Origin of the sequence: [Roseibacterium] beibuensis (assembly GCF_039542305.1) — a bacterium.
Lineage (GTDB): Bacteria > Pseudomonadota > Alphaproteobacteria > Rhodobacterales > Rhodobacteraceae > Roseibacterium > Roseibacterium beibuensis.
Genome location: NZ_BAABHW010000002.1, coordinates 710,544 through 732,177 on the forward strand (window position 1 = coordinate 710,544; position 21,634 = coordinate 732,177).

32 protein-coding genes are annotated in these 21,634 nt (G+C 64.1%); 1 reads left to right on the forward strand and 31 read right to left on the reverse strand.

Annotation, left to right across the window (positions count from 1 at the left end; genetic code table 11):
- Position 1: 1 nt before the first annotated feature.
- The 28 genes from ABD923_RS10105 to rpmC form a co-directional block, all read right to left on the reverse strand.
- A complete protein-coding gene (locus ABD923_RS10105) occupies positions 2 to 1,540 on the reverse strand; it encodes an amino acid ABC transporter permease (protein WP_259550519.1) in 1,539 nt (512 codons plus the stop codon).
- Between the two features lie 146 nt (positions 1,541 to 1,686).
- Positions 1,687 to 2,703, reverse strand: coding sequence for an amino acid ABC transporter substrate-binding protein (locus tag ABD923_RS10110; protein ID WP_259550520.1), 1,017 nt, complete (start codon positions 2,701 to 2,703; stop codon positions 1,687 to 1,689).
- 242 nt (positions 2,704 to 2,945) lie between these two features.
- The gene (locus tag ABD923_RS10115) at positions 2,946 to 3,659 is read right to left on the reverse strand and encodes an ATP12 family chaperone protein (protein WP_259550521.1); all 714 of its coding nucleotides are present in this window, start codon (positions 3,657 to 3,659) and stop codon (positions 2,946 to 2,948) included.
- The gene (locus ABD923_RS10120; RefSeq protein WP_259550522.1) at positions 3,656 to 4,336 is read right to left on the reverse strand and encodes an HAD-IA family hydrolase; all 681 of its coding nucleotides are present in this window, start codon (positions 4,334 to 4,336) and stop codon (positions 3,656 to 3,658) included. The genes ABD923_RS10115 and ABD923_RS10120 overlap by 4 nt, the downstream gene beginning before the upstream one ends.
- Positions 4,333 to 5,373 carry an RluA family pseudouridine synthase gene (locus tag ABD923_RS10125; protein WP_222190841.1) on the reverse strand — a complete coding sequence of 347 codons (1,041 nt, stop codon included), beginning with the start codon at positions 5,371 to 5,373 and terminating at the stop codon, positions 4,333 to 4,335. Before ABD923_RS10125 ends, ABD923_RS10120 begins: the two co-directional genes overlap by 4 nt.
- Complete coding sequence (gene crcB / locus ABD923_RS10130) at positions 5,370 to 5,750, reverse strand: fluoride efflux transporter CrcB (RefSeq protein WP_259550523.1); 381 nt, start codon at positions 5,748 to 5,750, stop codon at positions 5,370 to 5,372. The genes ABD923_RS10125 and crcB overlap by 4 nt, the downstream gene beginning before the upstream one ends.
- 31 nt (positions 5,751 to 5,781) lie before the next feature.
- Positions 5,782 to 7,098, reverse strand: a complete 1,317-nt coding sequence (locus tag ABD923_RS10135) for a replication-associated recombination protein A (RefSeq protein WP_222190837.1) — start codon at positions 7,096 to 7,098, stop codon at positions 5,782 to 5,784.
- A gap of 37 nt (positions 7,099 to 7,135) precedes the next feature.
- Positions 7,136 to 7,837 (reverse strand): hypothetical protein, encoded by a 702-nt coding sequence (locus ABD923_RS10140; protein ID WP_259550524.1) that lies wholly within the window; start codon positions 7,835 to 7,837, stop codon positions 7,136 to 7,138.
- Between the two features lie 66 nt (positions 7,838 to 7,903).
- Positions 7,904 to 8,491: an acyl-homoserine-lactone synthase gene (locus tag ABD923_RS10145; RefSeq protein ID WP_259550525.1), complete on the reverse strand. Its 588-nt coding sequence runs from the start codon at positions 8,489 to 8,491 to the stop codon at positions 7,904 to 7,906.
- Positions 8,492 to 8,572: 81 nt separating this feature from the next.
- Positions 8,573 to 9,184 carry a helix-turn-helix transcriptional regulator gene (locus ABD923_RS10150; protein ID WP_259550526.1) on the reverse strand — a complete coding sequence of 204 codons (612 nt, stop codon included), beginning with the start codon at positions 9,182 to 9,184 and terminating at the stop codon, positions 8,573 to 8,575.
- Positions 9,185 to 9,372: 188 nt separating this feature from the next.
- Positions 9,373 to 9,795, reverse strand: coding sequence for a 50S ribosomal protein L17 (gene rplQ / locus ABD923_RS10155; RefSeq protein ID WP_222190831.1), 423 nt, complete (start codon positions 9,793 to 9,795; stop codon positions 9,373 to 9,375).
- A 134-nt stretch (positions 9,796 to 9,929) separates the two neighbouring features.
- Positions 9,930 to 10,946, reverse strand: coding sequence for a DNA-directed RNA polymerase subunit alpha (locus ABD923_RS10160; protein ID WP_222190829.1), 1,017 nt, complete (start codon positions 10,944 to 10,946; stop codon positions 9,930 to 9,932).
- A 115-nt stretch (positions 10,947 to 11,061) separates the two neighbouring features.
- Positions 11,062 to 11,451, reverse strand: coding sequence for a 30S ribosomal protein S11 (rpsK, locus tag ABD923_RS10165; protein WP_222190827.1), 390 nt, complete (start codon positions 11,449 to 11,451; stop codon positions 11,062 to 11,064).
- A 15-nt stretch (positions 11,452 to 11,466) separates the two neighbouring features.
- Positions 11,467 to 11,835 (reverse strand): 30S ribosomal protein S13, encoded by a 369-nt coding sequence (rpsM, locus tag ABD923_RS10170; protein WP_259550527.1) that lies wholly within the window; start codon positions 11,833 to 11,835, stop codon positions 11,467 to 11,469.
- A 231-nt stretch (positions 11,836 to 12,066) separates the two neighbouring features.
- On the reverse strand, positions 12,067 to 12,642 hold the full coding sequence (locus tag ABD923_RS10175) for an adenylate kinase (RefSeq protein WP_259550528.1): 576 nt from the start codon (positions 12,640 to 12,642) through the stop codon (positions 12,067 to 12,069).
- Entirely contained in the window at positions 12,639 to 14,015 is a 1,377-nt protein-coding gene (gene secY, locus ABD923_RS10180) for a preprotein translocase subunit SecY (RefSeq protein ID WP_259550529.1), read from the reverse strand. Before secY ends, ABD923_RS10175 begins: the two co-directional genes overlap by 4 nt.
- A 132-nt stretch (positions 14,016 to 14,147) precedes the next feature.
- A complete protein-coding gene (gene rplO, locus ABD923_RS10185) occupies positions 14,148 to 14,621 on the reverse strand; it encodes a 50S ribosomal protein L15 (protein WP_222190820.1) in 474 nt (157 codons plus the stop codon).
- A 192-nt stretch (positions 14,622 to 14,813) separates the two neighbouring features.
- Entirely contained in the window at positions 14,814 to 15,002 is a 189-nt protein-coding gene (gene rpmD / locus ABD923_RS10190) for a 50S ribosomal protein L30 (RefSeq protein WP_025311786.1), read from the reverse strand.
- Between the two features lie 5 nt (positions 15,003 to 15,007).
- The gene (rpsE, locus tag ABD923_RS10195; protein ID WP_222190818.1) at positions 15,008 to 15,589 is read right to left on the reverse strand and encodes a 30S ribosomal protein S5; all 582 of its coding nucleotides are present in this window, start codon (positions 15,587 to 15,589) and stop codon (positions 15,008 to 15,010) included.
- A gap of 131 nt (positions 15,590 to 15,720) precedes the next feature.
- On the reverse strand, positions 15,721 to 16,080 hold the full coding sequence (gene rplR, locus ABD923_RS10200; protein WP_222190816.1) for a 50S ribosomal protein L18: 360 nt from the start codon (positions 16,078 to 16,080) through the stop codon (positions 15,721 to 15,723).
- 11 nt (positions 16,081 to 16,091) lie between these two features.
- Positions 16,092 to 16,625, reverse strand: coding sequence for a 50S ribosomal protein L6 (gene rplF, locus ABD923_RS10205; protein WP_222190814.1), 534 nt, complete (start codon positions 16,623 to 16,625; stop codon positions 16,092 to 16,094).
- 12 nt (positions 16,626 to 16,637) lie between these two features.
- Positions 16,638 to 17,030, reverse strand: a complete 393-nt coding sequence (rpsH, locus tag ABD923_RS10210; RefSeq protein WP_259550531.1) for a 30S ribosomal protein S8 — start codon at positions 17,028 to 17,030, stop codon at positions 16,638 to 16,640.
- A gap of 14 nt (positions 17,031 to 17,044) precedes the next feature.
- A complete protein-coding gene (gene rpsN / locus ABD923_RS10215) occupies positions 17,045 to 17,350 on the reverse strand; it encodes a 30S ribosomal protein S14 (protein WP_222190803.1) in 306 nt (101 codons plus the stop codon).
- A 20-nt stretch (positions 17,351 to 17,370) separates the two neighbouring features.
- Positions 17,371 to 17,934: a 50S ribosomal protein L5 gene (gene rplE / locus ABD923_RS10220; protein ID WP_259550533.1), complete on the reverse strand. Its 564-nt coding sequence runs from the start codon at positions 17,932 to 17,934 to the stop codon at positions 17,371 to 17,373.
- The gene (gene rplX, locus ABD923_RS10225) at positions 17,927 to 18,238 is read right to left on the reverse strand and encodes a 50S ribosomal protein L24 (RefSeq protein WP_259550535.1); all 312 of its coding nucleotides are present in this window, start codon (positions 18,236 to 18,238) and stop codon (positions 17,927 to 17,929) included. Before rplX ends, rplE begins: the two co-directional genes overlap by 8 nt.
- Positions 18,238 to 18,606: a 50S ribosomal protein L14 gene (gene rplN / locus ABD923_RS10230; protein WP_068344865.1), complete on the reverse strand. Its 369-nt coding sequence runs from the start codon at positions 18,604 to 18,606 to the stop codon at positions 18,238 to 18,240. Before rplN ends, rplX begins: the two co-directional genes overlap by 1 nt.
- Before the next feature lie 82 nt (positions 18,607 to 18,688).
- On the reverse strand, positions 18,689 to 18,922 hold the full coding sequence (rpsQ, locus tag ABD923_RS10235; protein ID WP_038650285.1) for a 30S ribosomal protein S17: 234 nt from the start codon (positions 18,920 to 18,922) through the stop codon (positions 18,689 to 18,691).
- Between the two features lie 2 nt (positions 18,923 to 18,924).
- Entirely contained in the window at positions 18,925 to 19,134 is a 210-nt protein-coding gene (gene rpmC / locus ABD923_RS10240; RefSeq protein ID WP_025311777.1) for a 50S ribosomal protein L29, read from the reverse strand.
- A gap of 212 nt (positions 19,135 to 19,346) precedes the next feature.
- Here rpmC and ABD923_RS10245 point away from each other — a divergent pair, with 212 nt between their 5' ends.
- On the forward strand, positions 19,347 to 19,967 hold the full coding sequence (locus ABD923_RS10245; protein ID WP_259550537.1) for a 2OG-Fe(II) oxygenase family protein: 621 nt from the start codon (positions 19,347 to 19,349) through the stop codon (positions 19,965 to 19,967).
- Positions 19,968 to 20,122: 155 nt separating this feature from the next.
- Here ABD923_RS10245 and rplP read toward each other — a convergent pair whose 3' ends face one another.
- From rplP to rplV, 3 genes are read right to left on the reverse strand one after another with little or no spacing between them, the layout of a single operon-like run.
- Positions 20,123 to 20,536 (reverse strand): 50S ribosomal protein L16, encoded by a 414-nt coding sequence (rplP, locus tag ABD923_RS10250; protein WP_222190794.1) that lies wholly within the window; start codon positions 20,534 to 20,536, stop codon positions 20,123 to 20,125.
- A gap of 12 nt (positions 20,537 to 20,548) precedes the next feature.
- Entirely contained in the window at positions 20,549 to 21,253 is a 705-nt protein-coding gene (gene rpsC, locus ABD923_RS10255; RefSeq protein WP_025311774.1) for a 30S ribosomal protein S3, read from the reverse strand.
- Positions 21,253 to 21,633 (reverse strand): 50S ribosomal protein L22, encoded by a 381-nt coding sequence (rplV, locus tag ABD923_RS10260; RefSeq protein ID WP_259550539.1) that lies wholly within the window; start codon positions 21,631 to 21,633, stop codon positions 21,253 to 21,255. Before rplV ends, rpsC begins: the two co-directional genes overlap by 1 nt.
- Between the last annotated feature and the right edge of the window lies 1 nt (position 21,634).

Consider the following 21,634-nt stretch of genomic DNA (forward strand, 5'->3'; position numbering starts at 1 on the left):
CTCACCGCTCCTTCAGTTTGACGGAGTTGTTGTAGATGTTCATCACGCCCGAGATGATCAGCGAGGTCAGCAGGTAGAACAGACCCAGCAGAAGCATCCCTTCAAGCTCGCGTCCCGTCTGGTTGATCGTGATCCCGCCAAGGGTCGAGCGCACGTCCATGTAGCCCACGGCGATGGCCAGCGACGAGTTCTTGGTCAGGTTCAGATATTGCGAGATCAGGGGCGGGATGATGACCCGCAAGGCTTGCGGCAGAATGACGAGGTTCATCGTGCGGTTCGGGCGCAGGCCCAGGGCGTAGGAGGCCTCGGTCTGGCCGCGCGACACCGAAAGGATACCGGCGCGCACGATCTCGGCGATGAAGGCCCCGGTATAGAGCGACAGGGCGAACCACAGCGCGATCAGCGAGTTGCGAAGCTGCACCCCGCCTTCGAAGTTGAAGCCGGCCAGCTGCGGGCGCTCGAACTGAAGCGGGCGGCCGCGATCGACCGTATCGGCCAGGGTAGCAAGTTCGACATCGGCCACAGCGCCGGAGAAGGTCTCGACCATTTCTGGCGGCATCGCCGCGATCACGCAGTCGCCGGCTTCGACGCTGGCCTGCAATTCACCCGGCGTATTCACGCGCACGATGTCGGCGCGCTGGCCGAGGTCACGCAATGCTGTCGACAGGTTCACACCCGCCGTCGACGGCAAGGCACAGATCGACGGGTTGCGGTTTTCGGCGACATAATCCTCAAGCGTCATGCTTTGCTCGGCCCCGACGGCGACAAGCGGATACTGATCGCGCGCGATGGCGGCAGAGAAGGCGAGGTAGACGGCGAGCGTGGGAATGATGAACAGCCCCAGCGACACCCAGAAGACCGGCAGGATGTCCCCGGTCGCCTCTTGCCGTTTCCTGGCGTAGCGGCGGAAGGCCCAGATCCCCACGAGGGAGGCAAGGAAGACGGCCACCACCAGAAGGGTGCCATCCCCCCAGACCGGCGCGGGAATGAAGATGCCGCGGTTGGTGATCGCGACCGAGTCGAACAGGAGCATCGATGCCTCGGCATCCTCGCCTCGGAAATCGCGCGGCTGTGGCGTGGATTCCGTCATGAGCGCGAAGATCACGATGATCCACAGAAGCAGCGGAATGTTGCGGAAGCCTTCGACGTAGACGCTCATCAGCCTCGCGACGAGCCAGTTGTTCGAGAGGCGCAGGACACCGGCGAACACGCCCAGGATGGTGGCCATGACGCAGCCAAGGAAGGCCACGAGCAAGGTGTTCAGGATGCCGACCAACGCGGCCCGGCCATGCGTGGAGTCGTTCGAATATTCGATCAGGCGCTGGTTGATGTCGTACCCGGCGCGATTGAACAGGAAGCCGAAATCGAAATCCTTGCCCAGCGCACTGAGGTTGATGACCACGTTGCGCGCCAGCATTACGAGCGCGAGCATCACCAGAATGAATGCGACCACCTGGATGGTCATCGACCGGTAGCGCGTGTCGTAAATCAGTTGGCTGAGCCGGAAGGACTCGGTCGGTGGGTCCGTGTAGGTCGCCATGTCTCCCCCCCAATCGGATAAAGGTATCCCGTGTGACGACCCTGTCCCCGTGGATCGCCCTAAATGGTCCGTTTTTCAGCTAGGGTTTGGCGCAAGCGCCACGAAGGTGAAGGGCGCGACAAGTGCCGCGCCCTTCGACTGTTCGATTAGCGGAACGGAGGCGAGTAGAGCAGGCCACCGTCGGTCCACTGCGCGTTCAGGCCGCGCGCCAGACCGATCGGAGTGTTCTCGCCGATGTTGCCTTCGAAGATTTCGCCGTAGTTGCCGACCGACGAGATCACGTTGACCAGCCAGTCGCTTTCGAGGCCGAGCATCGCGCCCAGTTCACCCTCGGTGCCGAGCATGCGGTTGATCTCGGGGTTCTCGGTGCCTGCGGTAAGCTCCATGACATTGGCCGAGGTGATGCCCAGCTCTTCAGCCGAGATAAGACCGTTCAGCGTCCAACGGACGATGTCGCCCCATTCGTTGTCGCCGTGACGGACGAGCGGGCCGAGCGGTTCTTTCGAGATGATCTCGGGCAGAACGACATGCGCCGAGGGATCTTCGAAGGTGGCACGCGTTGCGGCCAGGCCCGAGGCGTCGGTGGTGTACACGTCGCATGCGCCGGCGAGGTACTGCTGCTGGGCTTCAGCGTTCGTCTCGATCGGCACGGGCTCGTAGCTCATGTTGTTCGAGGCGAAGAAGTCGGCGAGGTTCAGTTCGGTCGTGGTGCCGGTCTGGATGCAGACGGTGGCGCCATCGAGTTCCATGGCCGAGGACACGCCGAGGTCACGCGGGACCATGAAGCCCTGACCGTCGTAGTAGTTCACACCGACGAATTCGAACGACAGGTCGACATCGCGCGAAAAGGTCCAGGTGGTGTTGCGGGCCAGCACGTCGATCTCGCCCGAGGCCAGCGCGGTGAAGCGGGTCTGGCCGGTTGTCGGAACGAATTCGACCGCCGTCGGATCGCCGAGAACGGCAGCAGCAACCGCGCGGCAGATGGCGACGTCGAAGCCGGCCCATTCACCATTCGCGTCGGGCGCGGCGAAACCGGTCAGACCGGTGGTAACGCCACAGTTCAGTGCGCCACGCTCCTGCACTTCGGCGAGCGTCTGCGCCGATGCAAGGCCGGCGGCAAGGCCGGCAACGGCGAGCGTGCCGAGAAATACGGATTTCTTCATGATTACCTCTTCCTGATGGACAACCCTTGGGGGTCGGAATTTTTTTGAGCGCCCCTTGGGCATTGGCATTGGTCCGTGAGAGTCTTTCACCCCCCTCACTGCCTGTAAAATGGGCAAAGAAGCCGCGATAGGTCAAGGGAAAGGGTCCTTTAATTGACCCAGCGTAACCCTTGAAACCGCCAAAGCGATGTGCATGCGCCCCGAAATTGTGCAACTGCGCCTGAGGCGTGGCCAGTCAGGCGTCACTCACTGGATGCGAGGCGCCAAAAGCGAACGGCATGCGCAAATTGCGCTGCGCGATGGGCCGTTTGCGCAGCGGCTTCCTCGTCCGGGCCCCACTGTTCGATCTGCCAATCCTCATCGATTCGACTCAGGCCCCAGGCCGTGTCGGGGTCGAGGCGGCCATGCGCAACCGCAAGGCCCAGCAGAACGGACCCCGATAGCGTGACGAGATCGTGAAGGGCCGTCAGGCGGAACGGCTCCACCCGGCCAAGCTCATCGGCGATTCGCGCGAGGCTGTTGGCGGGTTGGGTGGCGGGCAGAACGCCCTCGGTCGCCACCAGCCGCGCCCCAAGCGATTCCGCCGCCCAATCGAGAACGGGATCCCACCCCTGGGCCTGCCGGGTCGCCAGCGCCTCGGGGTGCCCGGCGCGGTGGCAGAGCAGATCGGTCTCGGCATAGGCGGCGAGCATTTCGGCCACCTCGGCCTGTTGCGGGGCAACCCGGTCGATCGCGGCATTGGACGAGCGGGTCACGGGCATCGACAGCGGGTCGATCTCGCCCTCTTGCGACGCCCATTCCTCGGCTATGGCCTGGGCCATCGGTTCGGTCGGCAGGATCATCGCGGCCTTGGCCGGCGTGCGCACGGGCCGCTGGTCGAGCAGCACCTGCCAGCCGTCTCCTTCGGAGGTGACGGTGGTCTCTTTCCAGAAACGTTTGGCTTTCCATTCGGTCATGCGGGTTCAAATACCTCTGCGAGGGCTGCCGGCAAGGCCGCGAAATCATCGAGGACAGTGCGCGCGCCTGCCTGCCGCAGGGCGTCGGCCGGGTGGTATCCCCAGCTGACGCCGATGGCGTGAATGCCGGCAGCGCGCCCCATCTCGATGTCGAAACTGGTATCGCCAAGGATCACGGCGCGGTCGGGCGCGACCCCGGTCTCTTTCAGGCAGGCCTCGATCATCGACGGGTTCGGCTTGGACGGGTGATCGTCGGCCACTTGCACGGTGTGGAAGATCTGCGCGATCCGGTGGATCTCGAACAGGTGGGTCAGGCCGCGCCGCGATTTGCCGGTGGCGACGCCCAGAAGGGTGAAATCCTCGGCGGCAAGCCGGGTGAGGTGCTCCATCGCGCCGGGAAAGAGCGGCGACAGGGCGGCGCCGTCTCCGGCCACCCGCAGGCTGGCAAAGGCGTCCTTGTAGGCCTCGACGAGCGGGTCGACCGACTGTGGGTGATCCGGCGCAAGGCGCGCCATGGCGACCGGCAGGGACAGGCCCACGATCTGCAACACGGCCTCGCGCGGCGGCATCGGCAGGCCATTGGCAGCAAAGGCCCGCGCCATCGCGGCGAGGATATGGGCCTGACTGTCGACCAGCGTGCCGTCGACATCGAAGATCACAAGGCGAAGGTCGCTCATTCGAGATCCTCGAACGGGTCGGTCGGCACGTCGTTCACATGCCAGCCCAGCGTGTCCCATGTCCGGACCATGTGATCGGGCAAGGGCGCCGTCAGGTGCAGATGCGCGCCGGTCATCGGATGGGTCAGCGTCAGGGACCGCGCGTGAAGATGCAGCTTGCGGCTGATCTCCCCGCCCAGTTGCGCGCCCCAGCCATCGCCAAGGTTCTCCTGACCCGAGCCGCCGTATTTCCCGTCACCGATGATCGGATGCCCCATCTCGGCCATATGCGCGCGCAACTGGTGGGTGCGCCCGGTGACGGGAACCAGCGCGCACCAGCTGACGCGACCGCCGAGGCCGGAAAGAACCGCGTAATCCGTCACGGCGCGCTTGGCGTCGGGGGTGCTGTCCACCTCGTTCGGGTGGATGCAAAGCATCTTTTCCCCCTCGCCGCCCTTGCCATGGCCCGGCGCCTTGACCAGGCCATAGCGGATCGTGCCCATGCGCGGGGCGGGCACACCGGCGACGGCGGCCCAGTAGATCTTGCGCGTTTCGCGGGCGCGGAAGGCGGCGGTCAGGGCCTTGGCCCCTTCGCGCGTGCGCGCCAGCAGCAGGATGCCCGACGTGTCCTTGTCGAGCCGGTGCACGAGGCGCGGCTTGTCTTTGAGCCCGAATTTCAGCGCTTCGGCCATGCCATCGACGTGCCGTGTCTGCTTGCTGCCGCCCTGGGTGGGCAGGCCGGGCGGCTTGTTCAGCGCGATGATATGATCGTCGCGGTAAATCACGCAGGAGCGGATCAGCTTGGCGTCCGCCTCGGGCACGGTTTCGCGCACCGGCGCGGGGGCCTCGGCCTCGGGCAGGGGCGGCACGCGCACCTCTTGACCGACCTCGACGCGGGTCGAGGCCTTGACCCGCCCGCCATCGACACGGATCTCGCCCTTGCGGCAGCCCTTTTCGATGCGGCCTTGGGTGATCTGCGGGAAACGCCGTTTCAGCCAGCGGTCGAGGCGCTGGTCGCCCTCTCCCTCGGCCACGGTGATGGTCTGAACGCCGCTCATGCTGCGAAACTCCGCGATAGGGCGAGGCCGAGAAACAGCGCCGCGATGGACAGGACGACATTGCCAAGCACATAGGCCGCCGCAAGGCCCAACGCGCCCCGTTCATACAGCGTCACCGCCTCGAGCGAGAAGGCCGAGAAGGTGGTGAAACCACCCAGGATCCCCGTCGCCACGAAAGGCGACAGGTGCGTCAGGCCGCGCTGCGCGGCTGCGCCGATGAACAGGCCCATGGCGAAGGAGCCGAGGACGTTGACCGTGATGACGCCCAGTGGAAAGGCCAGATGGCCAAAGGCCCGCACCAGGCCGACGCCGGTCAGGTAGCGCAGGCTGGCGCCGATGGCCCCGCCGAGGGCGACTTGGAAAACCGTTGCAATCATGGCGCGGGGATGGGCGCGCGCGGGGCGCTTGTCAACCGCGCTGGCGCTTCTTGCGCAGGCCTTCGAACCAGTCGAGGCGCTTTTTCAGGTCGCGCTCGAAGCCGCGTTCGACCGGGTGGTAGAAATGCGCCCGGCCCATGCGTTCGGGGAAATAGTTCTGCCCGGAAAACCCGTCTTCGGCGTCATGGTCGTAATCGTAGCCCGCGCCGTAGCCCTGCTCTTTCATCATCTTGGTGGGCGCGTTCATGATGTGCTTGGGCGGCGGCAGCGAGCCGGTGGATTTCGCCGAGGCGCGCGAGTCCTTGTAGGCGACATAGGCCGCGTTCGATTTCGGCGCGAGGGCGAGGTAGATGACCGCCTGCGCCAGGGCCAATTCCCCCTCGGGGGAGCCGAGCCGTTCAAAGGTTTCCCACGCATCGAGGCATTGGCGCTGCGCCTGCGGGTCGGCCAGCCCGATATCCTCGACCGACATGCGGGTGATGCGGCGGGCGAGGAAGCGCGGGTCTTCGCCGCCCTCCAGCATCCGGGCCAGCCAGTAAAGCGCCGCGTCGGGGTCTGAGCCGCGGACGGATTTGTGCAACGCCGAGATCAGGTTGTAATGCGCCTCGCCCGATTTATCGTATTGCGCGGCGCGGCGTTGCAAGCGGTGGGCCAGCGCCGAGGTATCGAGCGGCGCGCCCGTGTCCCAGGCCGCGACCTGTTCCACAAGGTTGAGCAGCGCGCGCCCGTCGCCATCGGCCATGTCGCGCAGGGCATGGCGCGCCTCGGGCGTCAGCGGCAGGGTCTTGCCAAGCTCCAACTCGGCGCGTTCCAGCAATTGATCCAGTGCGCCCTCGTCCAGCAGGTTCAGCACAAGCACCTGCGAGCGCGACAGAAGGGCCGCGTTCAACTCGAAAGACGGGTTCTCGGTCGTGGCGCCAACCAGCAGGATGGTGCCGTCTTCCATATGCGGCAGGAAGCCGTCCTGCTGCGCCTTGTTGAAGCGGTGGATCTCGTCCACGAACAGCAGCGTCCCCTGCCCGTTCGCATGGCGATGGCGCGCAGCCTCGAACACCTTGCGCAGTTCCGGAACGCCGGTGAAGATCGCGCTGATCTGGACGAAATGCAGGTCCGTTTCATCGGCCAGCAGACGGGCTATGGTGGTCTTGCCCACGCCGGGCGGGCCCCAGAAGATCAGCGAAGGCAGGCTGCCCGCATCGAGCATCACCCGCAGGCTGCCCTCGGGGCCAAGCAGATGATCCTGCCCGATGACCTCGGACAGGGCGCGCGGACGCAGACGGTCGGCCAGGGGGCGCGGGCCCTTTTGCGGCGTGTCGGTCTTGGAGGGGGCGGTGTCGAACAGGTCCATCTTCCCAAGGTAGGCGCGCGGGGCCGCGGACGCCAGATCAACCGGGCGGCAGACACACCCCGCGATAGCCGCGCCCGGTGACATTGCCCCATCGCGAGGGCCGGTCCGGCGGGCGGCAGGCGACCACGGTCAGGCCGTTGGGATTACCCGGCACGCTGGACAGGCGCGCATCGCCGGGGTCAAAAACGGCGCTCTCGCCGGGCGGGATCGTGAAGGCCTGGGCGCAGGGCGTCGGGTTGACCTCTCCGGGCATGCAGAGGCCGACCACGATGTCGAAATCGCAGAGGTTGCTGACCTCGCGCGGCTGCACCTGCCCTGTCATGCCACGCGTGCAGTGGGTCACGTCGGCCCGCAGCGAGGCATTCTGATAGCGGCCCGTCGCAAGGTCCAGCAGCGGCGGCAGAAAGGCCGCCACCGCCACGCCAATCAGTATCCCGGCCCAAAGCGGCACGCTGGGCGGTTTGCCCGGCTGTTGCAATGCGAGGGCAAACACGCTCACCAAGGCGGCTATGAAGACCTGGTCCCCGGTGACGGTCGGCGGACCGGGCAGCCAGGACACGGCCGCCCACTGCCCCATGAGAAACGCAAGGGACGGAGGGATGACATAGGCCGCCGCCACACCAATCAGGGCAAGCCGAAACACGGAAAGGCGCGGCTTGGCCGCCCGCGCCCGCAGCACGATGACGGCGACGACAGCAAGGATTCCGAAAAAGACAGCACCGGGAAGAAGCTGGGGCATGTTGGTTCCGACGAGGCCGGGCACCCATCGCGCCCGACCTCATGATGAGTCCAGAAAAACCTGCGATCAATGCATCTTGGACGCCATCGAGACGAAATAAACCCGGTGCGGCACGCCGTCGAAGCTCATCTCAGGGCCGGCGGGGGCCATGTCGATCCCGAGGCGGCGGGCAAGGCGCGGGATGAGCGTGGGCAACAGGCCGATCAGGATGGTCGCGCCCTGCGCGCGGGCGAACCGAACCATGTGCCCCATCAGCGACATCTGCACGCGGCGGCGGATCTCGGTCGGGACATCGTTGACCACGAAAAGGCGGTTGGCATCCCAGATATGGGGCGCGATCGGGGCGGGTTCCCACAGCAGGTTGCCGGGGATCGTGTCGAGAAGCCCGCGCTGCGCATCGCGGACCATGTAGGTGTAGATGCCGCATTTTGCCGTCGTCGGCGTGAGGCGCACACCGGCCATGACGCGGCCGTTTTCATGCACGCAGACCCAGCGGCTGTGCGCGGTGTCGTACTGGTCGAATTCCATGCCGGCCTCTTCCGGCAGGTCCCAGTTCTTTTCCTCGATGAACGTGCGGTGGCGCGCCTTCAGCATGTTGGCGAAGAGCGGGCCGTAGGTGTGCATGTTGTCGAAGGAGATCGTTGCAGTTTCCATGTCATAAGGTCCTTTCCGGGTGGTTGTGGTCAACAATCGCACCGCGGTGAGGATCCTTTGCCTCTGCTGTCATCCAGGCCCCTAGATGAACCCGTACTCCTTGGCCCGCTGGACCGCTTCGGCCGTGGTCCGGGCCATCAGCTTTTGCCGGGCGGAGGTCAGGCGCGCCTTGAGGGCACTCTCGGAAATTCCAAGTCTGGCTGCGGCAGCTGCATGGCGGTCCCCCTCCGCGATACATTTCAGGGCGTCGGCCTGCGCCTTGGACAGGCGGGCCGGCGGTTCGGACAGGTCGTGCATGCGCTGCACGATCCTGAGTATGTGTTCCATCTCGTTCTCGGCGAACTCGCGATCCGCCCTGCTGGCGCCGGCGATGGTGCGAGAAGACATCGGACCGATGGAGGCGATCATCCCGTATTTCAGCCCGTACTCGGCAGCCTCATCCATCATGCCGAAGGGATCGGGCAGTCCGATCTCGCTCCAGCGGCGGGTGCCGGTATGGCTGAGACCCCAGGCAAGGGTCGGATCGCGCAGACCGTAAAGTTTCGCTGTGTACACCTCCTGCCAGGCATCCGGGTAGGTGTTCACCATGATAAGGGGGGAGACGTATCTAATGTGTAAACCGACCGCGAACCCTGCCGGGGCCGCCAGCGAAAGCTCATGCAGAAGGAGATCTAGAACGGGTGCTTTAGACATGAACCTGACCAAAAGGACATGTCCTTTTAGACAGGTTCGCGGGCCCATGGTCAACGCGTTTCGAGGGGTGACTGGTCGGGAACACCGTCACTGGCGCATGGACGCCAAACCGATGACGCAAAAAAGAAAACCCCCGCCAGGGGCGGGGGTTCGGTCCGTTCGAAGCGGCCGTATGGGCCGCGATCAGATCATTCTTCGTCGAACTCGGCCATGGCCTCTTCGCGGGCACGATCCGCAGCGCCCTTGGCGTCGACGTCGCGATCCACGAATTCGATGATCGCCATCGGCGCCATGTCACCGTAACGGAAGCCGGCCTTCAGGACACGGACATAGCCGCCCTGACGTTCGGCATAGCGGGGCCCGAGAACCTCGAACAGCTTGGCGACATGCATGTCCTGCTTGAGCTGCGACGCGGCCTGACGGCGGGCGTGCAGATCGCCGCGCTTGCCCAGCGTGATCAGCTTTTCGACAATGCGGCGCAGTTCTTTCGCCTTGGGAAGGGTCGTCTTGATCTGTTCATGTTCGATCAGCGACCCGGCCATGTTGGCGAACATCGCCTTGCGGTGTTCGTGGGTCCGGTTCAGGCGGCGGTATCCGCGAGCGTGACGCATTTTCTATCTCCTGGTCTCGTTTTGCTTTGTCCGGGGTTCCATGCGTGGCGGAACCCTCTCCTTGGGGCGGGATTGCCCGTGTCGTCCCCGGCAGCCCGGGCATTGGCGGGGGCGGCGGACCGCCCCCGAAACGGTCAGAAGTTGTCTTCGTACTTCTTGGCCAGTTCCTCGATATTATCGGGCGGCCAATCGACGATATCCATCCCGAGATGCAGGCCCATGCCCGAGAGCACTTCCTTGATCTCGTTCAGCGACTTGCGGCCGAAGTTCGGGGTGCGGAGCATCTCGGCTTCGGTCTTCTGGATCAGGTCGCCGATATAGACGATGTTGTCGTTCTTCAGGCAGTTCGCCGAGCGGACCGAAAGCTCCAGCTCGTCCACCTTCTTCAGCAGAAGCGGGTTGAACTCCAGGTCGTCCTCGTCGTCCTGGCGGCCGGCGGCCTCGGGCTCGTCGAAGTTGACGAAGATTGACAGCTGGTCCTGCAGGATGCGTGCGGCATAGGCCACGGCGTCATCCGGCGTGACGGAGCCGTCGGTTTCCAGCTTGAGCGTCAGCTTGTCATAGTCGAGCACCTGGCCCTCGCGGGTCGGCTGCACGTCGTAGGACACTTTCTTGACCGGCGAATAGATCGCGTCGATCGGCATCAGGCCGATGGGCGCATCCTCGGGGCGGTTCTTGTCGGCGGAGACGTAGCCCTTCCCGGTGTTGACGGTCAGCTCCATGTAGAGTTCCGCGCCGTCGTCGAGGTGGCAGATCACGTGTTCCTTGTTCAGGATCTCGATGCCCGCGCTTTCCGAGATGTCACCGGCGGTGACGACCTTGGGCCCTTTGGCCGAGATCGACAGACGCTTGGGACCGTCGGTTTCCATGCGGATCGCCACGCCCTTGAGGTTCAGGACGATGTCCGTCACATCCTCGCGCACACCGGCGACCGAGGAGAACTCGTGCAGAACGCCGTCGATCTGGACGCTGGTGATGGCCGCACCCTGAAGCGAGCTCATCAGCACGCGGCGCAGGGCGTTGCCGAGCGTCAGGCCGAAACCCCGCTCCAGCGGTTCCGCCACGACGGTGGCCTTGCGGGCCGGGTCGGTGCCGGGGTTCACCACCAGTTGGGTGGGTTTGATCAGCTCTTGCCAATTCTTATGGATCATGCGTCGCCTCCATACTTGTACCGGGTGGATCCAGTGGCCCGGCACGCCCGAGGGTCAAAATGACGTTGACGGGCCGCGCGCAATTCGCACGCAGCCCGCCTGAAAAAGGTGTCGCTTACACGCGGCGGCGCTTGGGCGGACGGCAGCCGTTATGGGCAATCGGCGTCACGTCACGGATCGACGTGATCTGGAAACCGACAGCAGCCAGCGCGCGCAGCGCCGACTCGCGGCCCGAACCGGGGCCCTGCACTTCGACTTCCAGCGTTTTCACGCCGTGTTCCTGTGCCTTGCGGCCCGCGTCTTCGGCGGCCATCTGCGCGGCATAGGGGGTCGATTTGCGGCTGCCCTTGAACCCCATGGTGCCGGCGGACGACCACGAAATGGCGTTGCCCTGCACGTCGGAGATCAGGATCTTGGTGTTGTTGAACGAGGAATTCACATGAGCAACGCCTGCGGCGATGTTCTTAGAAACCTTGCGCTTGGCGGGACGACGATCGCGTGCCATTGAACCAGCCCTCCCTTACTTCTTCTTGCCGGCAATGGCCTTTGCGGGGCCCTTGCGCGTGCGTGCGTTGGTGTGGGTGCGCTGACCGCGCACAGGCAGGTTGCGGCGATGGCGCAGGCCGCGGTAGCAGCCGAGGTCCATCAGGCGCTTGATGTTCATCTGCGTCTCGCGGCGCAGGTCGCCTTCCACGGTGAAGTTCGCGTCGATGTGCTCGCGGATCTGGAGCACTTCGGAATCGCTGAGTTCGTTCACGCGGCGGCTCTGGTCGATGCCGACGGCTTCGCAGATCTCCTTGGCCGAGGCATGGCCGATTCCGGTGATATAGGTGAGCGCGATCGGAACGCGCTTGGCGGTGGGGATGTTCACGCCGGCAATACGTGCCACGTCATATGTCCTTTCGTTGCGAGCCCGTAGCTCCAGGCCCTTTTTTCACAACGTTAGCCCGGTGCGTCACGCGACCGGGCCGCAGTCATCATTCAGGTGTTCTGTCGCGGATCGGAAAACCCGAATCGACGACGTCGTTTCCTTGCGGAAGTGGTGCGCATATTGGGGATTGCTGACATCGTCAACCCCCGCAGCGGCAATCGGTCCCGAGACCCGCGTTTTCGGGCGAATTCAGCCCAAGATCGCCTTGATCGCGCTTGCGACCTCGTCGATCTGGCCAAGCCCGTCGATCGAGTGCAGATCGCCCTTGGCATAGTAATACCCGATCAGCGGCGAGGTCTTCTTGTAGTATTCCATCAGCCGGACCTTCATGCTTTCGGCATTGTCATCCGCGCGCACCGGCTGGCCTGCGGCGGCCGCCTCCTTGGCGCGGTTCACGATGCGCTGGACGAGCACGTCATCGTCAACCTGCATTTCGATCACGGCATCGAGGGCCTGCCCCTCTTCTTCCAACAGCTCCGCCAGCGCGTCGGCCTGGGCCAGGGTGCGCGGGAACCCGTCGAAGATGAAGCCCGCGGCTTTCACCGTTTTCAGCTTTTCACGGATCAGGCCGATGACGATCTCGTCGGTGACCAACTCGCCCCGCGCCATGACCTCGGCCACGCGCTTGCCCATGTCCGTGCCACTGTCCTTGGCTTCGCGCAGCATGTCCCCGGTGGACAGCTGAACCATGCCACGCTCTTTCACAAGAATACCCGCCTGGGTGCCTTTGCCGGCCCCCGGCGGCCCGAGAAGAATGATGTTCATCGACGCGCAGGCCCTCTCCTTGCCTTCGACTTCGCTTTACCACCTTTTCGCCCACGGAGCTGCGATTTCTCGAGCAGCCCCTCGTACTGGTGGGCCAGAAGATGCGATTGCACCTGCTGCACGGTGTCCATGCCGACCGACACGATAATCAGGATCGACGTACCGCCGAAATAGGCCGTGATGGCAAGGTTCGTGCGCACGATCTCGGGCAAGAGCACGACGAGCGCAAGATAGGCCGAGCCGAGCACGAGGATACGGTTCACGACGTATTCAAGATACTCCGCCGTCCGCTTGCCCGGGCGGATGCCCGGCACGAACCCGTTCTGGTTCTTCAGGTTATCGGCCACGTCCTCGGTCTTGAACGAGACGTTGAGCGTGTAGAAGTAGGTGAAGAAGACGACCATGCCCGCGAAGAACGCGAGGTAGAGCGGCTGCCCCGGGCCGAAATTCGCCAGCACCCACGACATCACCGGCCCCTGCGCCTGGCCGCCCGAGAAGGTGGTCAGCGTGGTCGGCAGCAACAGAAGCGACGAGGCGAAGATCGCCGGGATCACGCCCGCCGGGTTCACCTTGATCGGCAGGTGGCTGGAGCCGCCGTCATAGACCTTCATCCCCACCTGTCGGCGCGGATACTGGATGTGGATCTTGCGCAGGCTGCGCTCCATGAAGACGACGAAGAACAGCGTCGCGATCAGCATGATGATCACGCCCAGAACGGCCGGGGTGGTCAGCGAGCCGGAGCGGCCGGATTCGAAGAACTGCGCCAGGGCGGCCGGGATCTCGGCGATGATGCCGACGAAGATGATCAGCGAGATACCGTTGCCGATGCCGCGCTGCGTGATCTGCTCACCCAGCCACATCAGGAACATGGTGCCGCCCACCAGAGTGATGACGCAGGCCGCGCGGAAGAACCAGCCCGGATCGGCGGCAAGACCGCCCGATTCCATGCTGATCGCCAGGCCATAGGCCTGCGCGGTCGCCAGCGCCACGGTGCCGTAGCGGGTGTATTGGTTGATCTTCTTGCGGCCCTGCTCGCCCTCTTTCTTGAGCTGTTCGAGCGCGGGAACCATCGAGGCCATGAGCTGAACGATGATCGAGGCCGAGATATAAGGCATGATCCCGAGGGCGAAGACCCCCATCCGGGACAGTGCACCCCCCGTGAACATGTTCAGCACACCGCCAAGGCCCGCTGACGCCTGTTCGAAGAAGTTGCGCAACTCGACGCCGTCGATGCCCGGCACGGGAATATAGGTGCCGACGCGGTAGATGATCAGAAGGCCAAGGGTGAACCAGATGCGCTGGCGCAGTTCGGTCGCTTTACCGAACGCCCGCCAGCTCATGTTCGAGGCCATTTGCTCCGCTGCTGATGCCATGCCGCCTCTCTTATGCGCGATGCGCCGCAAGACCGGTCGATGCGGTCCTGCGGCGCGAAATTCCTGAGCTAGGATGTAGGCGGCTGGACCGCCGCCCACAAGCACCGAAGGGGGCAGCCGCCCCCGACCGGGTTATTCCGCCGCAGACGCCGCAGCGGTCTTGAGCGAGCCGCCAGCCTTTTCAACGGCCTCGACAGCCGCCTTGGAGGCGCCGGTGACCGAGATGTTCAGCTTCGAGGTCACGTCGCCTTTCGCCAGGACACGGACACCGTCCAGCTTGCGGCGCACGAGGCCCGATGCGACGAGCGCGTCTTCGGTGATCTCGGCTTTCGCGTCCAGCTTGCCGGCCTCGACGAATTTCTCGATCAGGCCGAGGTTGACGACAGCGTATTCCTTGCGGTTCGGCTTGTTGAAGCCACGCTTGGGAAGACGCTGGTAGAGCGGCATCTGGCCGCCTTCGTAGCCGGCGATGGCCACACCCGAGCGCGACTTCTGGCCCTTGATACCACGGCCGGCGGTCTTGCCCTTGCCCGAGCCGGGGCCACGGCCCACGCGTTTCTTCGTTTTCGTTGCGCCGGGATTGTCGCGCAGTTCATGCAATTTCATGTCGCTTCTCCTTAGCCGGAACCGCCCCCGAAGCGAGGTGGGACGCACACGGCATGTCTTGAGTGTCAGATGTGGCCCGGTCGACCACCGGGCGCGTATAGGCGGAGTCGGATGCCATGGCAAGACCCGCCCTTAAAAGCGAAACGCCCCCGGGATGCGGGGGCGTCGCGATCTTGTAGAGGAAGGGCGGGGTTAGCCGCGCTCTTCGACGATCTCGACCAGATGCGGGATCTTGTTGATCATGCCGCGGACCGAGGGGGTGTCCTCAAGCTCGCGGGTCTTGTGCATCTTGTTCAGGCCCAGGCCGATCAGCGTCTTGCGCTGGATCTCGGGGCGACGGATCGGCGAGCCGATCTGCTTGACGACGATGGTCTTTGCCATGGGTCTCAGGCCTCCTCAGCGACTTGGCTGGATTCGGCCGGCGCTTCGTCGCGCTTGGGCAGGATGTCAGCCACTTTCTTGCCACGACGCGCGGCCACCATGCGGGGCGAGCTCTCGTTGCGGAGGCCGTCCAGCGTGGCGCGGATCATGTTGTAGGGGTTCTGGGTGCCGGTCGACTTGGCGACCACGTCCTTGATGCCCAGCATCTCGAACACGGCGCGCATCGGACCACCTGCGATGATCCCGGTGCCTTCCGGCGCGGTGCGCATGACGACCTTGCCAGCGCCGTGATGGCCCTTCACGTCGTGATGCAGCGTGCGGCCTTCCTTGAGCGGCACGCGGATCAGGTTGCGCTTGGCCTGCTCGGTCGCCTTGCGGATCGCCTCGGGGACCTCCTTGGCCTTGCCCTTGCCAAAGCCGACGCGGCCCCGCTGGTCACCCACCACGACGAGGGCGGCGAAGCCAAAGCGCTTACCACCCTTCACGGTCTTGGAGACGCGGTTGATCGCGACCAGACGGTCGGCGAATTCGGGGGTTTCCTCGCGGTCATCGCGGCGGCGGCCCCGGCGTTCGTTACGTTCTGCCATATTCGGCATCCTTTCACTGTCTGGCGCGTCTCGCGCCCTTTTGGTCCGATCGCAGTGGGCGTCGTGCCCCCCGATCATCGAGGCGGCGAGGGGACCCGCCGCCTGCACATGTCACGTCGCCCGCTGGGCGATCAGAACTTCAGGCCACCTTCACGCGCGGCATCGGCCAAAGCCTTGATGCGCCCGTGATAGAGGAAGCCGCCACGGTCGAAGAAGCATTCCTCGACACCCTTGGCCTTGGCCCGCTCGGCGATAGCCGCGCCGATCTTGGCCGCGGCTTCGGCGTTGTTCTTGCCGACGACGCCGAGATCCTTTTCGAGCGACGAGGCCGATGCCAGCGTCACACCGTTGGTGTCGTCGATCAGCTGAACGCTGATATTCTTGTTCGACCGATGGACGGACAGACGCGGACGCCCACCCGCCAGGGTGCGAAGCTTGTTCCGGTTGCGCAGACGGCGCTTGAGGAACAGTTCTCTTTTGCTGAGTGCCATATCCGTCGCCCTTACTTCTTCTTGCCTTCCTTGCGGAAGATGTACTCATCCTTGTACCGGATGCCCTTGCCCTTGTAGGGCTCGGGGGCGCGCCATTCGCGGATATTCGCCGCGACCTGGCCCACCAGCTGCTGATCTGCGCCTTCGATCACGACCTCGGTGTTCTTCGGCGTGGTCACGGTGACCCCGGCGGGAACCTCGAAATCGACGTCGTGGCTGTAGCCGAGCGACAGCTTCAGGGTGTTGCCCTGCATCTGTGCGCGGTAACCGACGCCCTGGATCTCAAGCTCTTTCTTGAAGCCGTCGGTCACGCCGGTCACCAGGTTCTGAACCATGGTGCGCGACATGCCCCACTGCTGACGGGCACGCTTCGACTTGCCGCGCGGGGTGACCGACACGGCGTTGTCTTCGACCGCGATGGTGACATCGTCGGTCGCGGTGAAGCTACGGGTGCCTTTCGGCCCCTTCACCTCAACGGTCTGGCCGGACACGGTGGCGGAGACGCCCCCGGGCAGCTCGACCGGTTTTTTACCAATACGAGACATTGCCAAACCTCCTTAGAAGACGGTGCAGAGCACTTCGCCGCCAACATTGGCTGCGCGCGCCGCGGCATCGGACATCACGCCACGCGAGGTGGACACGATGGAGACACCCAGGCCCTGGCGGACCTGCGGGATGTCGCTGACGCCCATGTAGACGCGGCGGCCCGGCTTCGAGACGCGCTTCAGTTCACGGATCACCGGGGTGCCCTCGTAATACTTCAGCGAGATTTCGAAGGTCGGATGGCCGAGCGCGTCGGTGCCGCTTTCGTAGCCACGGATGTAGCCTTCGTCGGCCAGCACATCGAGCACGCGGGCGCGCTGCTTGGAGGCCGGGGTCGAGACCACGGATTTGCCGCGCATCTGAGCGTTGCGGATGCGGGTCAGCATATCACCAAGAGGATCATTCATTTTTCAAACCCTCCTTACCAGCTCGACTTGACCATGCCGGGGATCTGGCCGTTCGAGGCCAGGTCACGCAGCTTGATCCGCGACATTTTCAGCTTGCGGTAATACGCCTTGGGGCGGCCGGTCAGCTGGCAACGGTTGTGAAGGCGCGTGGGCGAGCTGTTGCGCGGCAGTTTCGCCAGCTTGAGGCGGGCCTTGAAACGCTCTTCCATCGGCTTGTCTTCGTCGTTTGCGATCTCTTTCAGCGCGGCGCGCTTGGCGGCGTATTTGGCCACCAGCTTCTGCCGCTTGAGTTCGCGCTCAACCATGGATTTCTTAGCCATGTGTCACTCTCCTCCCGCGATCAGCTGTTGAAGGGCATGTTGAAATGCTTCAACAGCGCCTTCGCTTCCGCGTCGGTTTTCGCGGTGGTGCAGATGATGACGTCGATGCCCCAGACTTCGTCGACCTTGTCGAAGTTGATCTCGGGAAAGACGATGTGTTCCTTGATGCCCATGGCGTAGTTGCCACGGCCGTCGAAGGCGTTGCCCTTCACGCCGCGGAAGTCGCGGACGCGCGGCAGGGCAACGGTGACCAGACGGTCAAGGAAGTCGTACATGCGGTCGCCACGCAGGGTGACCTTGGCGCCGAGCGGCATGCCCTCACGAACGCGGAAGCCGGCGATCGACTTCTTTGCCTTGGTGATGACAGCCTGCTGGCCCGCGATCGCGGTCAGGTCTTCCTGGGCCGATTTGGCCTTCTTGGAGTCCTTCACGCTTTCGGCCCCGGCGCCGATGTTCAGGACGATCTTGTCCAGGCGCGGGATCATCATGTCGTTCGCGTAGCCGAACTCTTCCTTCATCGCGGCCTTGATCTGGTCGCGGAAGAGCGTCTTGAGGCGCGGGGTGTAGGTGGCGGTATCAAGCATCGATCACGTCCCCCGTGGTCTTGGCGACACGCACCTTCTTGCCGTCTTCGACCTTGAAGCCGACGCGGGTGGGTTTGCCGTTGGCGTCCAGCAGGGCCAGGTTCGACAGCTGGATGGGCATCGGCTGCGGAATGCGGCCGCCCTGGCTGGTCTGGCTTTGCTTGGTGTGGCGGATGGCGATGTTGATGCCGTCGACGATGGCCTTGCCGTCCTTGGGCATGACGGCGGTGATTTCGCCCTCTTTACCCTTGTCCTTGCCGGCCAGAACGACGACGCGGTCGCCTTTTTTCAGTTTCGCAGCCATCAGAGCACCTCCGGCGCCAGCGAAATGATCTTCATGAAGTTCTTCGCGCGCAACTCGCGAACCACCGGCCCGAAGATACGGGTGCCGACCGGCTCGAGGTTGTTGTTGAGGATGACGGCGGCGTTGCGATCGAAGCGGATCGCGGTGCCGTCTTCGCGGCGGACTTCCTTGGCGGTGCGCACGACGACGGCCTTGCGGACGTCACCCTTCTTCACGCGACCGCGCGGGATGGCTTCCTTCACGGATACGACGATGATGTCACCCACCGACGCGTATTTCCGCTTGGACCCACCCAGAACCTTGATGCACTGAACACGGCGAGCGCCGGAGTTGTCAGCGACATCCAGATTGGTCTGCATCTGGATCATTTGGTTTCTCCCGACCTTTGGAGCCGCCTGATCAGGACATGAGGCTCCAGGGTTTCGCTAAAGCAGGGGATGTGCGGGCGCGTCAGACGCGCTCGACCACCTCCCAGCGTTTCGTCTTCGACATGGGTGCACATTCTTGAATGCGCACGGTATCCCCGACCTTGTACTGGTTGTCAGCATCATGGGCGCGGTACTTCTTCGACTTCCGGATCGTCTTTTGCAGAACCGGATGCTTGAAGCGACGCTCGACCGACACGGTGACGGTCTGGGCGTTGGTGTCCGAGGTGACGGTGCCTTGCAGGATACGCTTGGGCATTCTCAGGCCTCCGTGCTTGCGGCGGCTGCCGCTTTCTCGTTCAGGATCGTTTTCACGCGCGCGGTGTCGCGCTTGACGGCGCGCATGCGGGCGGTGTTCTCCAACTGGCCGGTGGCCTGCTGGAAGCGGAGGTTGAAGGCCTCCTTCTTCAGCTGGACGAGCTGATCACGCAGCTGGTCCGGCGTCTTGTCACGCAGTTCATTGGCGTTCATCGCCTGTGTTTCCTCTCAATAACACCGGAGCGCCCCAAAGGAATCGGGTCACGCCAAATCCGGTGGATTTCGGAATGAGGGCGCCGGATACTCCGAGTCCCGCGATAAAGCAACCCCCGATGCCGGATTGTGCCTGATTTTCTTGACTTGCCCCGACGCCGGCGGCGTCAAACGCCCTCGCGCCGCGGATTGGCTTGGGGTATCACGCGGCCATGGCACAGATCAAATCGCTCTTCGCGACCCGTCTCTATCACGCGCCCCTCGCCGAATTCGGCCAGCCGATCGACGCGGAGGAACTGGAGAACTCCTGCCTTGTCATCGCCGAGGATGACGAGGCGGGGCAAGATTGGTGCGAGGCCAATGGCTATCCCGGCTATACCTCTTACGCCTCGCTGACCGACCTGCCCTGGCGCTTCCCGATCTTCGCCGACCTGGTCAAGGTTCTGGATGCCCATGTCGCGGCCTTCGCCGAGGACCTGGAATTCGACCTTGGCGAAGGCAAGCTGGTACTGGAGGATCTTTGGATCAACATCCTGCCCGAGGGCGGGATGCATGCCAGCCATATCCACCCGCATTCGGTGATCTCCGGCACGACTTACGTCGCCATGCCCGAGGGCACCTCGGCGCTCAAGCTGGAAGACCCGCGCTCGGCGATGATGATGGCCGCCCCCACCCGCCGCAAAGGCGCGCGGGAGGAGTTGCAGCCCTTCATCTACGTAAAGCCCGCCGTGGGCGACGTGCTCCTCTGGGAGAGCTGGCTGCGCCATGAAGTGCCGATGAACATGGCCGAGGACGAGCGCATCTCGGTCAGCTTCAACTACAAGTGGGAATGAACTTCCCCCACGCCTAGGGCGAGCTTCACCCCGCCGCCCCCCTTGAATGACAAAACCCCCGCCGATTGCTCAGCGGGGGTTTTCTGTTGCTTCACCGGGGTGCGGCCCGGACAGTTTCTGCGAAACTGCCTACACCGCACTCGCGAGGATTGGTTTCACCAATCCTCACGCACCACGGTGCGGGTCTTGATCGGCAGCTTCATCGCGGCGAGGCGCAGGGCTTCGCGGGCGACGGTCTCGGACACGCCGTCGATCTCGAACATGATCCGGCCCGGCTTGACCTTGCAGGCCCAGTAATCGACCGACCCCTTACCTTTACCCATCCGAACTTCGACGGGCTTCGAGGTGACGGGCAGATCGGGGAAGATCCGGATCCAGACGCGGCCCTGACGCTTCATGTGACGCGTCATGGCACGACGGGCGGCTTCGATCTGACGGGCGGTGACCCGCTCGGGCTGAAGCGCCTTGAGGCCATAGGTGCCGAAGTTCAGATCCGACCCACCCTTGGCTTCGCCACGGATACGGCCCTTGTGTTGTTTGCGGAATTTCGTGCGCTTGGGTTGCAGCATCTCTCAAACTCCTCAGCGGTCGCGGCGCGGACGAGGCCCGCCGCCTTCCTGGAGCTCCGCATGACGGCGATCGCGGGCACTGGGATCGTGCTCCATGATCTCGCCTTTGAAGATCCAGACCTTGATGCCGATGATGCCATAGGGCGTCTCGGCCTCGGACAGGGCGTAGTCGATGTCGGCGCGCAGGGTGTGAAGCGGCACGCGGCCCTCACGATACCACTCGGTGCGCGCGATCTCGGCGCCGCCAAGGCGGCCGGCGACATTCACGCGGATGCCGAGGGCACCCATGCGCATGGCGTTCTGCACGGCGCGCTTCATGGCACGGCGGAACGACACACGACGCTCGAGCTGCTGCGCGATCGACTCGGCCACCAGCTGGGCGTCCAGCTCGGGCTTGCGGACCTCGACGATGTTGAGGTGCAGCTCACTGTCCGTCATCTTCGCCAGCTTCTTGCGCAGGGTTTCGATGTCTGCGCCTTTCTTGCCGATGATGACACCCGGACGGGCGGTGTGGATCGTGACGCGGCACTTGCGGTGCGGACGCTCGATGATGACTTTCGACACGCCAGCCTGCTTGCACTCTTCCTCGATGAATTCGCGGATCGCGATATCCTCGAGCAGGAGATCACCGTACTCTTTCGTGTCGGCGTACCAGCGGCTGTCCCAGGTGCGGTTCACCTGGAGGCGCATACCAATCGGGTTGACCTTGTGACCCATTATGCTTGCTCCTCGACCTGGCGAACCGTGATGGTCAGCTCGCTGAACGGCTTGTGAATACGGCCGAAACGACCGCGGGCGCGCGGACGGCCGCGCTTCATCACCAGGTTCTTGCCGACCCAGGCTTCGGCGACGACGAGTTCATCGACGTCGAGACCGTGGTTGTTCTCGGCATTGGCGATGGCGGACTGAAGGCACTTCTTCACGTCCACGGCGATGCGCTTCTTCGAGAAGGTCAGGTCCGACAGGGCCTTTTCAACCTTCTTGCCGCGGATCATCGCCGCCACCAGGTTCAGTTTCTGGGGCGAGGTGCGCAGCATACGCAGCTTGGCCATCGCCTCATTGTCCGCCACGCGGCGGGGATTCTTATCCTTGCCCATG

Excerpts from the sequence above, each read along its gene's own strand:
- ABD923_RS10105 (WP_259550519.1), bottom strand. The coding sequence starts at position 1,540 with ATGGCGACCTACACGGACCCACCGACCGAGTCCTTCCGGCTCAGCCAA.
- ABD923_RS10110 (WP_259550520.1), bottom strand. The coding sequence starts at position 2,703 with ATGAAGAAATCCGTATTTCTCGGCACGCTCGCCGTTGCCGGCCTTGCC.
- ABD923_RS10115 (WP_259550521.1), bottom strand. The coding sequence starts at position 3,659 with ATGACCGAATGGAAAGCCAAACGTTTCTGGAAAGAGACCACCGTCACC.
- ABD923_RS10120 (WP_259550522.1), bottom strand. The coding sequence starts at position 4,336 with ATGAGCGACCTTCGCCTTGTGATCTTCGATGTCGACGGCACGCTGGTC.
- ABD923_RS10125 (WP_222190841.1), bottom strand. The coding sequence starts at position 5,373 with ATGAGCGGCGTTCAGACCATCACCGTGGCCGAGGGAGAGGGCGACCAG.
- crcB (WP_259550523.1), bottom strand. The coding sequence starts at position 5,750 with ATGATTGCAACGGTTTTCCAAGTCGCCCTCGGCGGGGCCATCGGCGCC.
- ABD923_RS10135 (WP_222190837.1), bottom strand. The coding sequence starts at position 7,098 with ATGGACCTGTTCGACACCGCCCCCTCCAAGACCGACACGCCGCAAAAG.
- ABD923_RS10140 (WP_259550524.1), bottom strand. The coding sequence starts at position 7,837 with ATGCCCCAGCTTCTTCCCGGTGCTGTCTTTTTCGGAATCCTTGCTGTC.
- ABD923_RS10145 (WP_259550525.1), bottom strand. The coding sequence starts at position 8,491 with ATGGAAACTGCAACGATCTCCTTCGACAACATGCACACCTACGGCCCG.
- ABD923_RS10150 (WP_259550526.1), bottom strand. The coding sequence starts at position 9,184 with ATGTCTAAAGCACCCGTTCTAGATCTCCTTCTGCATGAGCTTTCGCTG.
- rplQ (WP_222190831.1), bottom strand. The coding sequence starts at position 9,795 with ATGCGTCACGCTCGCGGATACCGCCGCCTGAACCGGACCCACGAACAC.
- ABD923_RS10160 (WP_222190829.1), bottom strand. The coding sequence starts at position 10,946 with ATGATCCATAAGAATTGGCAAGAGCTGATCAAACCCACCCAACTGGTG.
- rpsK (WP_222190827.1), bottom strand. The coding sequence starts at position 11,451 with ATGGCACGCGATCGTCGTCCCGCCAAGCGCAAGGTTTCTAAGAACATC.
- ABD923_RS10175 (WP_259550528.1), bottom strand. The coding sequence starts at position 12,642 with ATGAACATCATTCTTCTCGGGCCGCCGGGGGCCGGCAAAGGCACCCAG.
- secY (WP_259550529.1), bottom strand. The coding sequence starts at position 14,015 with ATGGCATCAGCAGCGGAGCAAATGGCCTCGAACATGAGCTGGCGGGCG.
- rplO (WP_222190820.1), bottom strand. The coding sequence starts at position 14,621 with ATGAAATTGCATGAACTGCGCGACAATCCCGGCGCAACGAAAACGAAG.
- rpmD (WP_025311786.1), bottom strand. The coding sequence starts at position 15,002 with ATGGCAAAGACCATCGTCGTCAAGCAGATCGGCTCGCCGATCCGTCGC.
- rpsE (WP_222190818.1), bottom strand. The coding sequence starts at position 15,589 with ATGGCAGAACGTAACGAACGCCGGGGCCGCCGCCGCGATGACCGCGAG.
- rplR (WP_222190816.1), bottom strand. The coding sequence starts at position 16,080 with ATGGCACTCAGCAAAAGAGAACTGTTCCTCAAGCGCCGTCTGCGCAAC.
- rplF (WP_222190814.1), bottom strand. The coding sequence starts at position 16,625 with ATGTCTCGTATTGGTAAAAAACCGGTCGAGCTGCCCGGGGGCGTCTCC.
- rpsH (WP_259550531.1), bottom strand. The coding sequence starts at position 17,030 with ATGAATGATCCTCTTGGTGATATGCTGACCCGCATCCGCAACGCTCAG.
- rpsN (WP_222190803.1), bottom strand. The coding sequence starts at position 17,350 with ATGGCTAAGAAATCCATGGTTGAGCGCGAACTCAAGCGGCAGAAGCTG.
- rplE (WP_259550533.1), bottom strand. The coding sequence starts at position 17,934 with ATGCTTGATACCGCCACCTACACCCCGCGCCTCAAGACGCTCTTCCGC.
- rplX (WP_259550535.1), bottom strand. The coding sequence starts at position 18,238 with ATGGCTGCGAAACTGAAAAAAGGCGACCGCGTCGTCGTTCTGGCCGGC.
- rplN (WP_068344865.1), bottom strand. The coding sequence starts at position 18,606 with ATGATCCAGATGCAGACCAATCTGGATGTCGCTGACAACTCCGGCGCT.
- rpsQ (WP_038650285.1), bottom strand. The coding sequence starts at position 18,922 with ATGCCCAAGCGTATCCTGCAAGGCACCGTCACCTCGGACACCAACGCC.
- rpmC (WP_025311777.1), bottom strand. The coding sequence starts at position 19,134 with ATGAACGCCAATGAACTGCGTGACAAGACGCCGGACCAGCTGCGTGAT.
- ABD923_RS10245 (WP_259550537.1), top strand. The coding sequence starts at position 19,347 with ATGGCACAGATCAAATCGCTCTTCGCGACCCGTCTCTATCACGCGCCC.
- rplP (WP_222190794.1), bottom strand. The coding sequence starts at position 20,536 with ATGCTGCAACCCAAGCGCACGAAATTCCGCAAACAACACAAGGGCCGT.
- rpsC (WP_025311774.1), bottom strand. The coding sequence starts at position 21,253 with ATGGGTCACAAGGTCAACCCGATTGGTATGCGCCTCCAGGTGAACCGC.
- rplV (WP_259550539.1), bottom strand. The coding sequence starts at position 21,633 with ATGGGCAAGGATAAGAATCCCCGCCGCGTGGCGGACAATGAGGCGATG.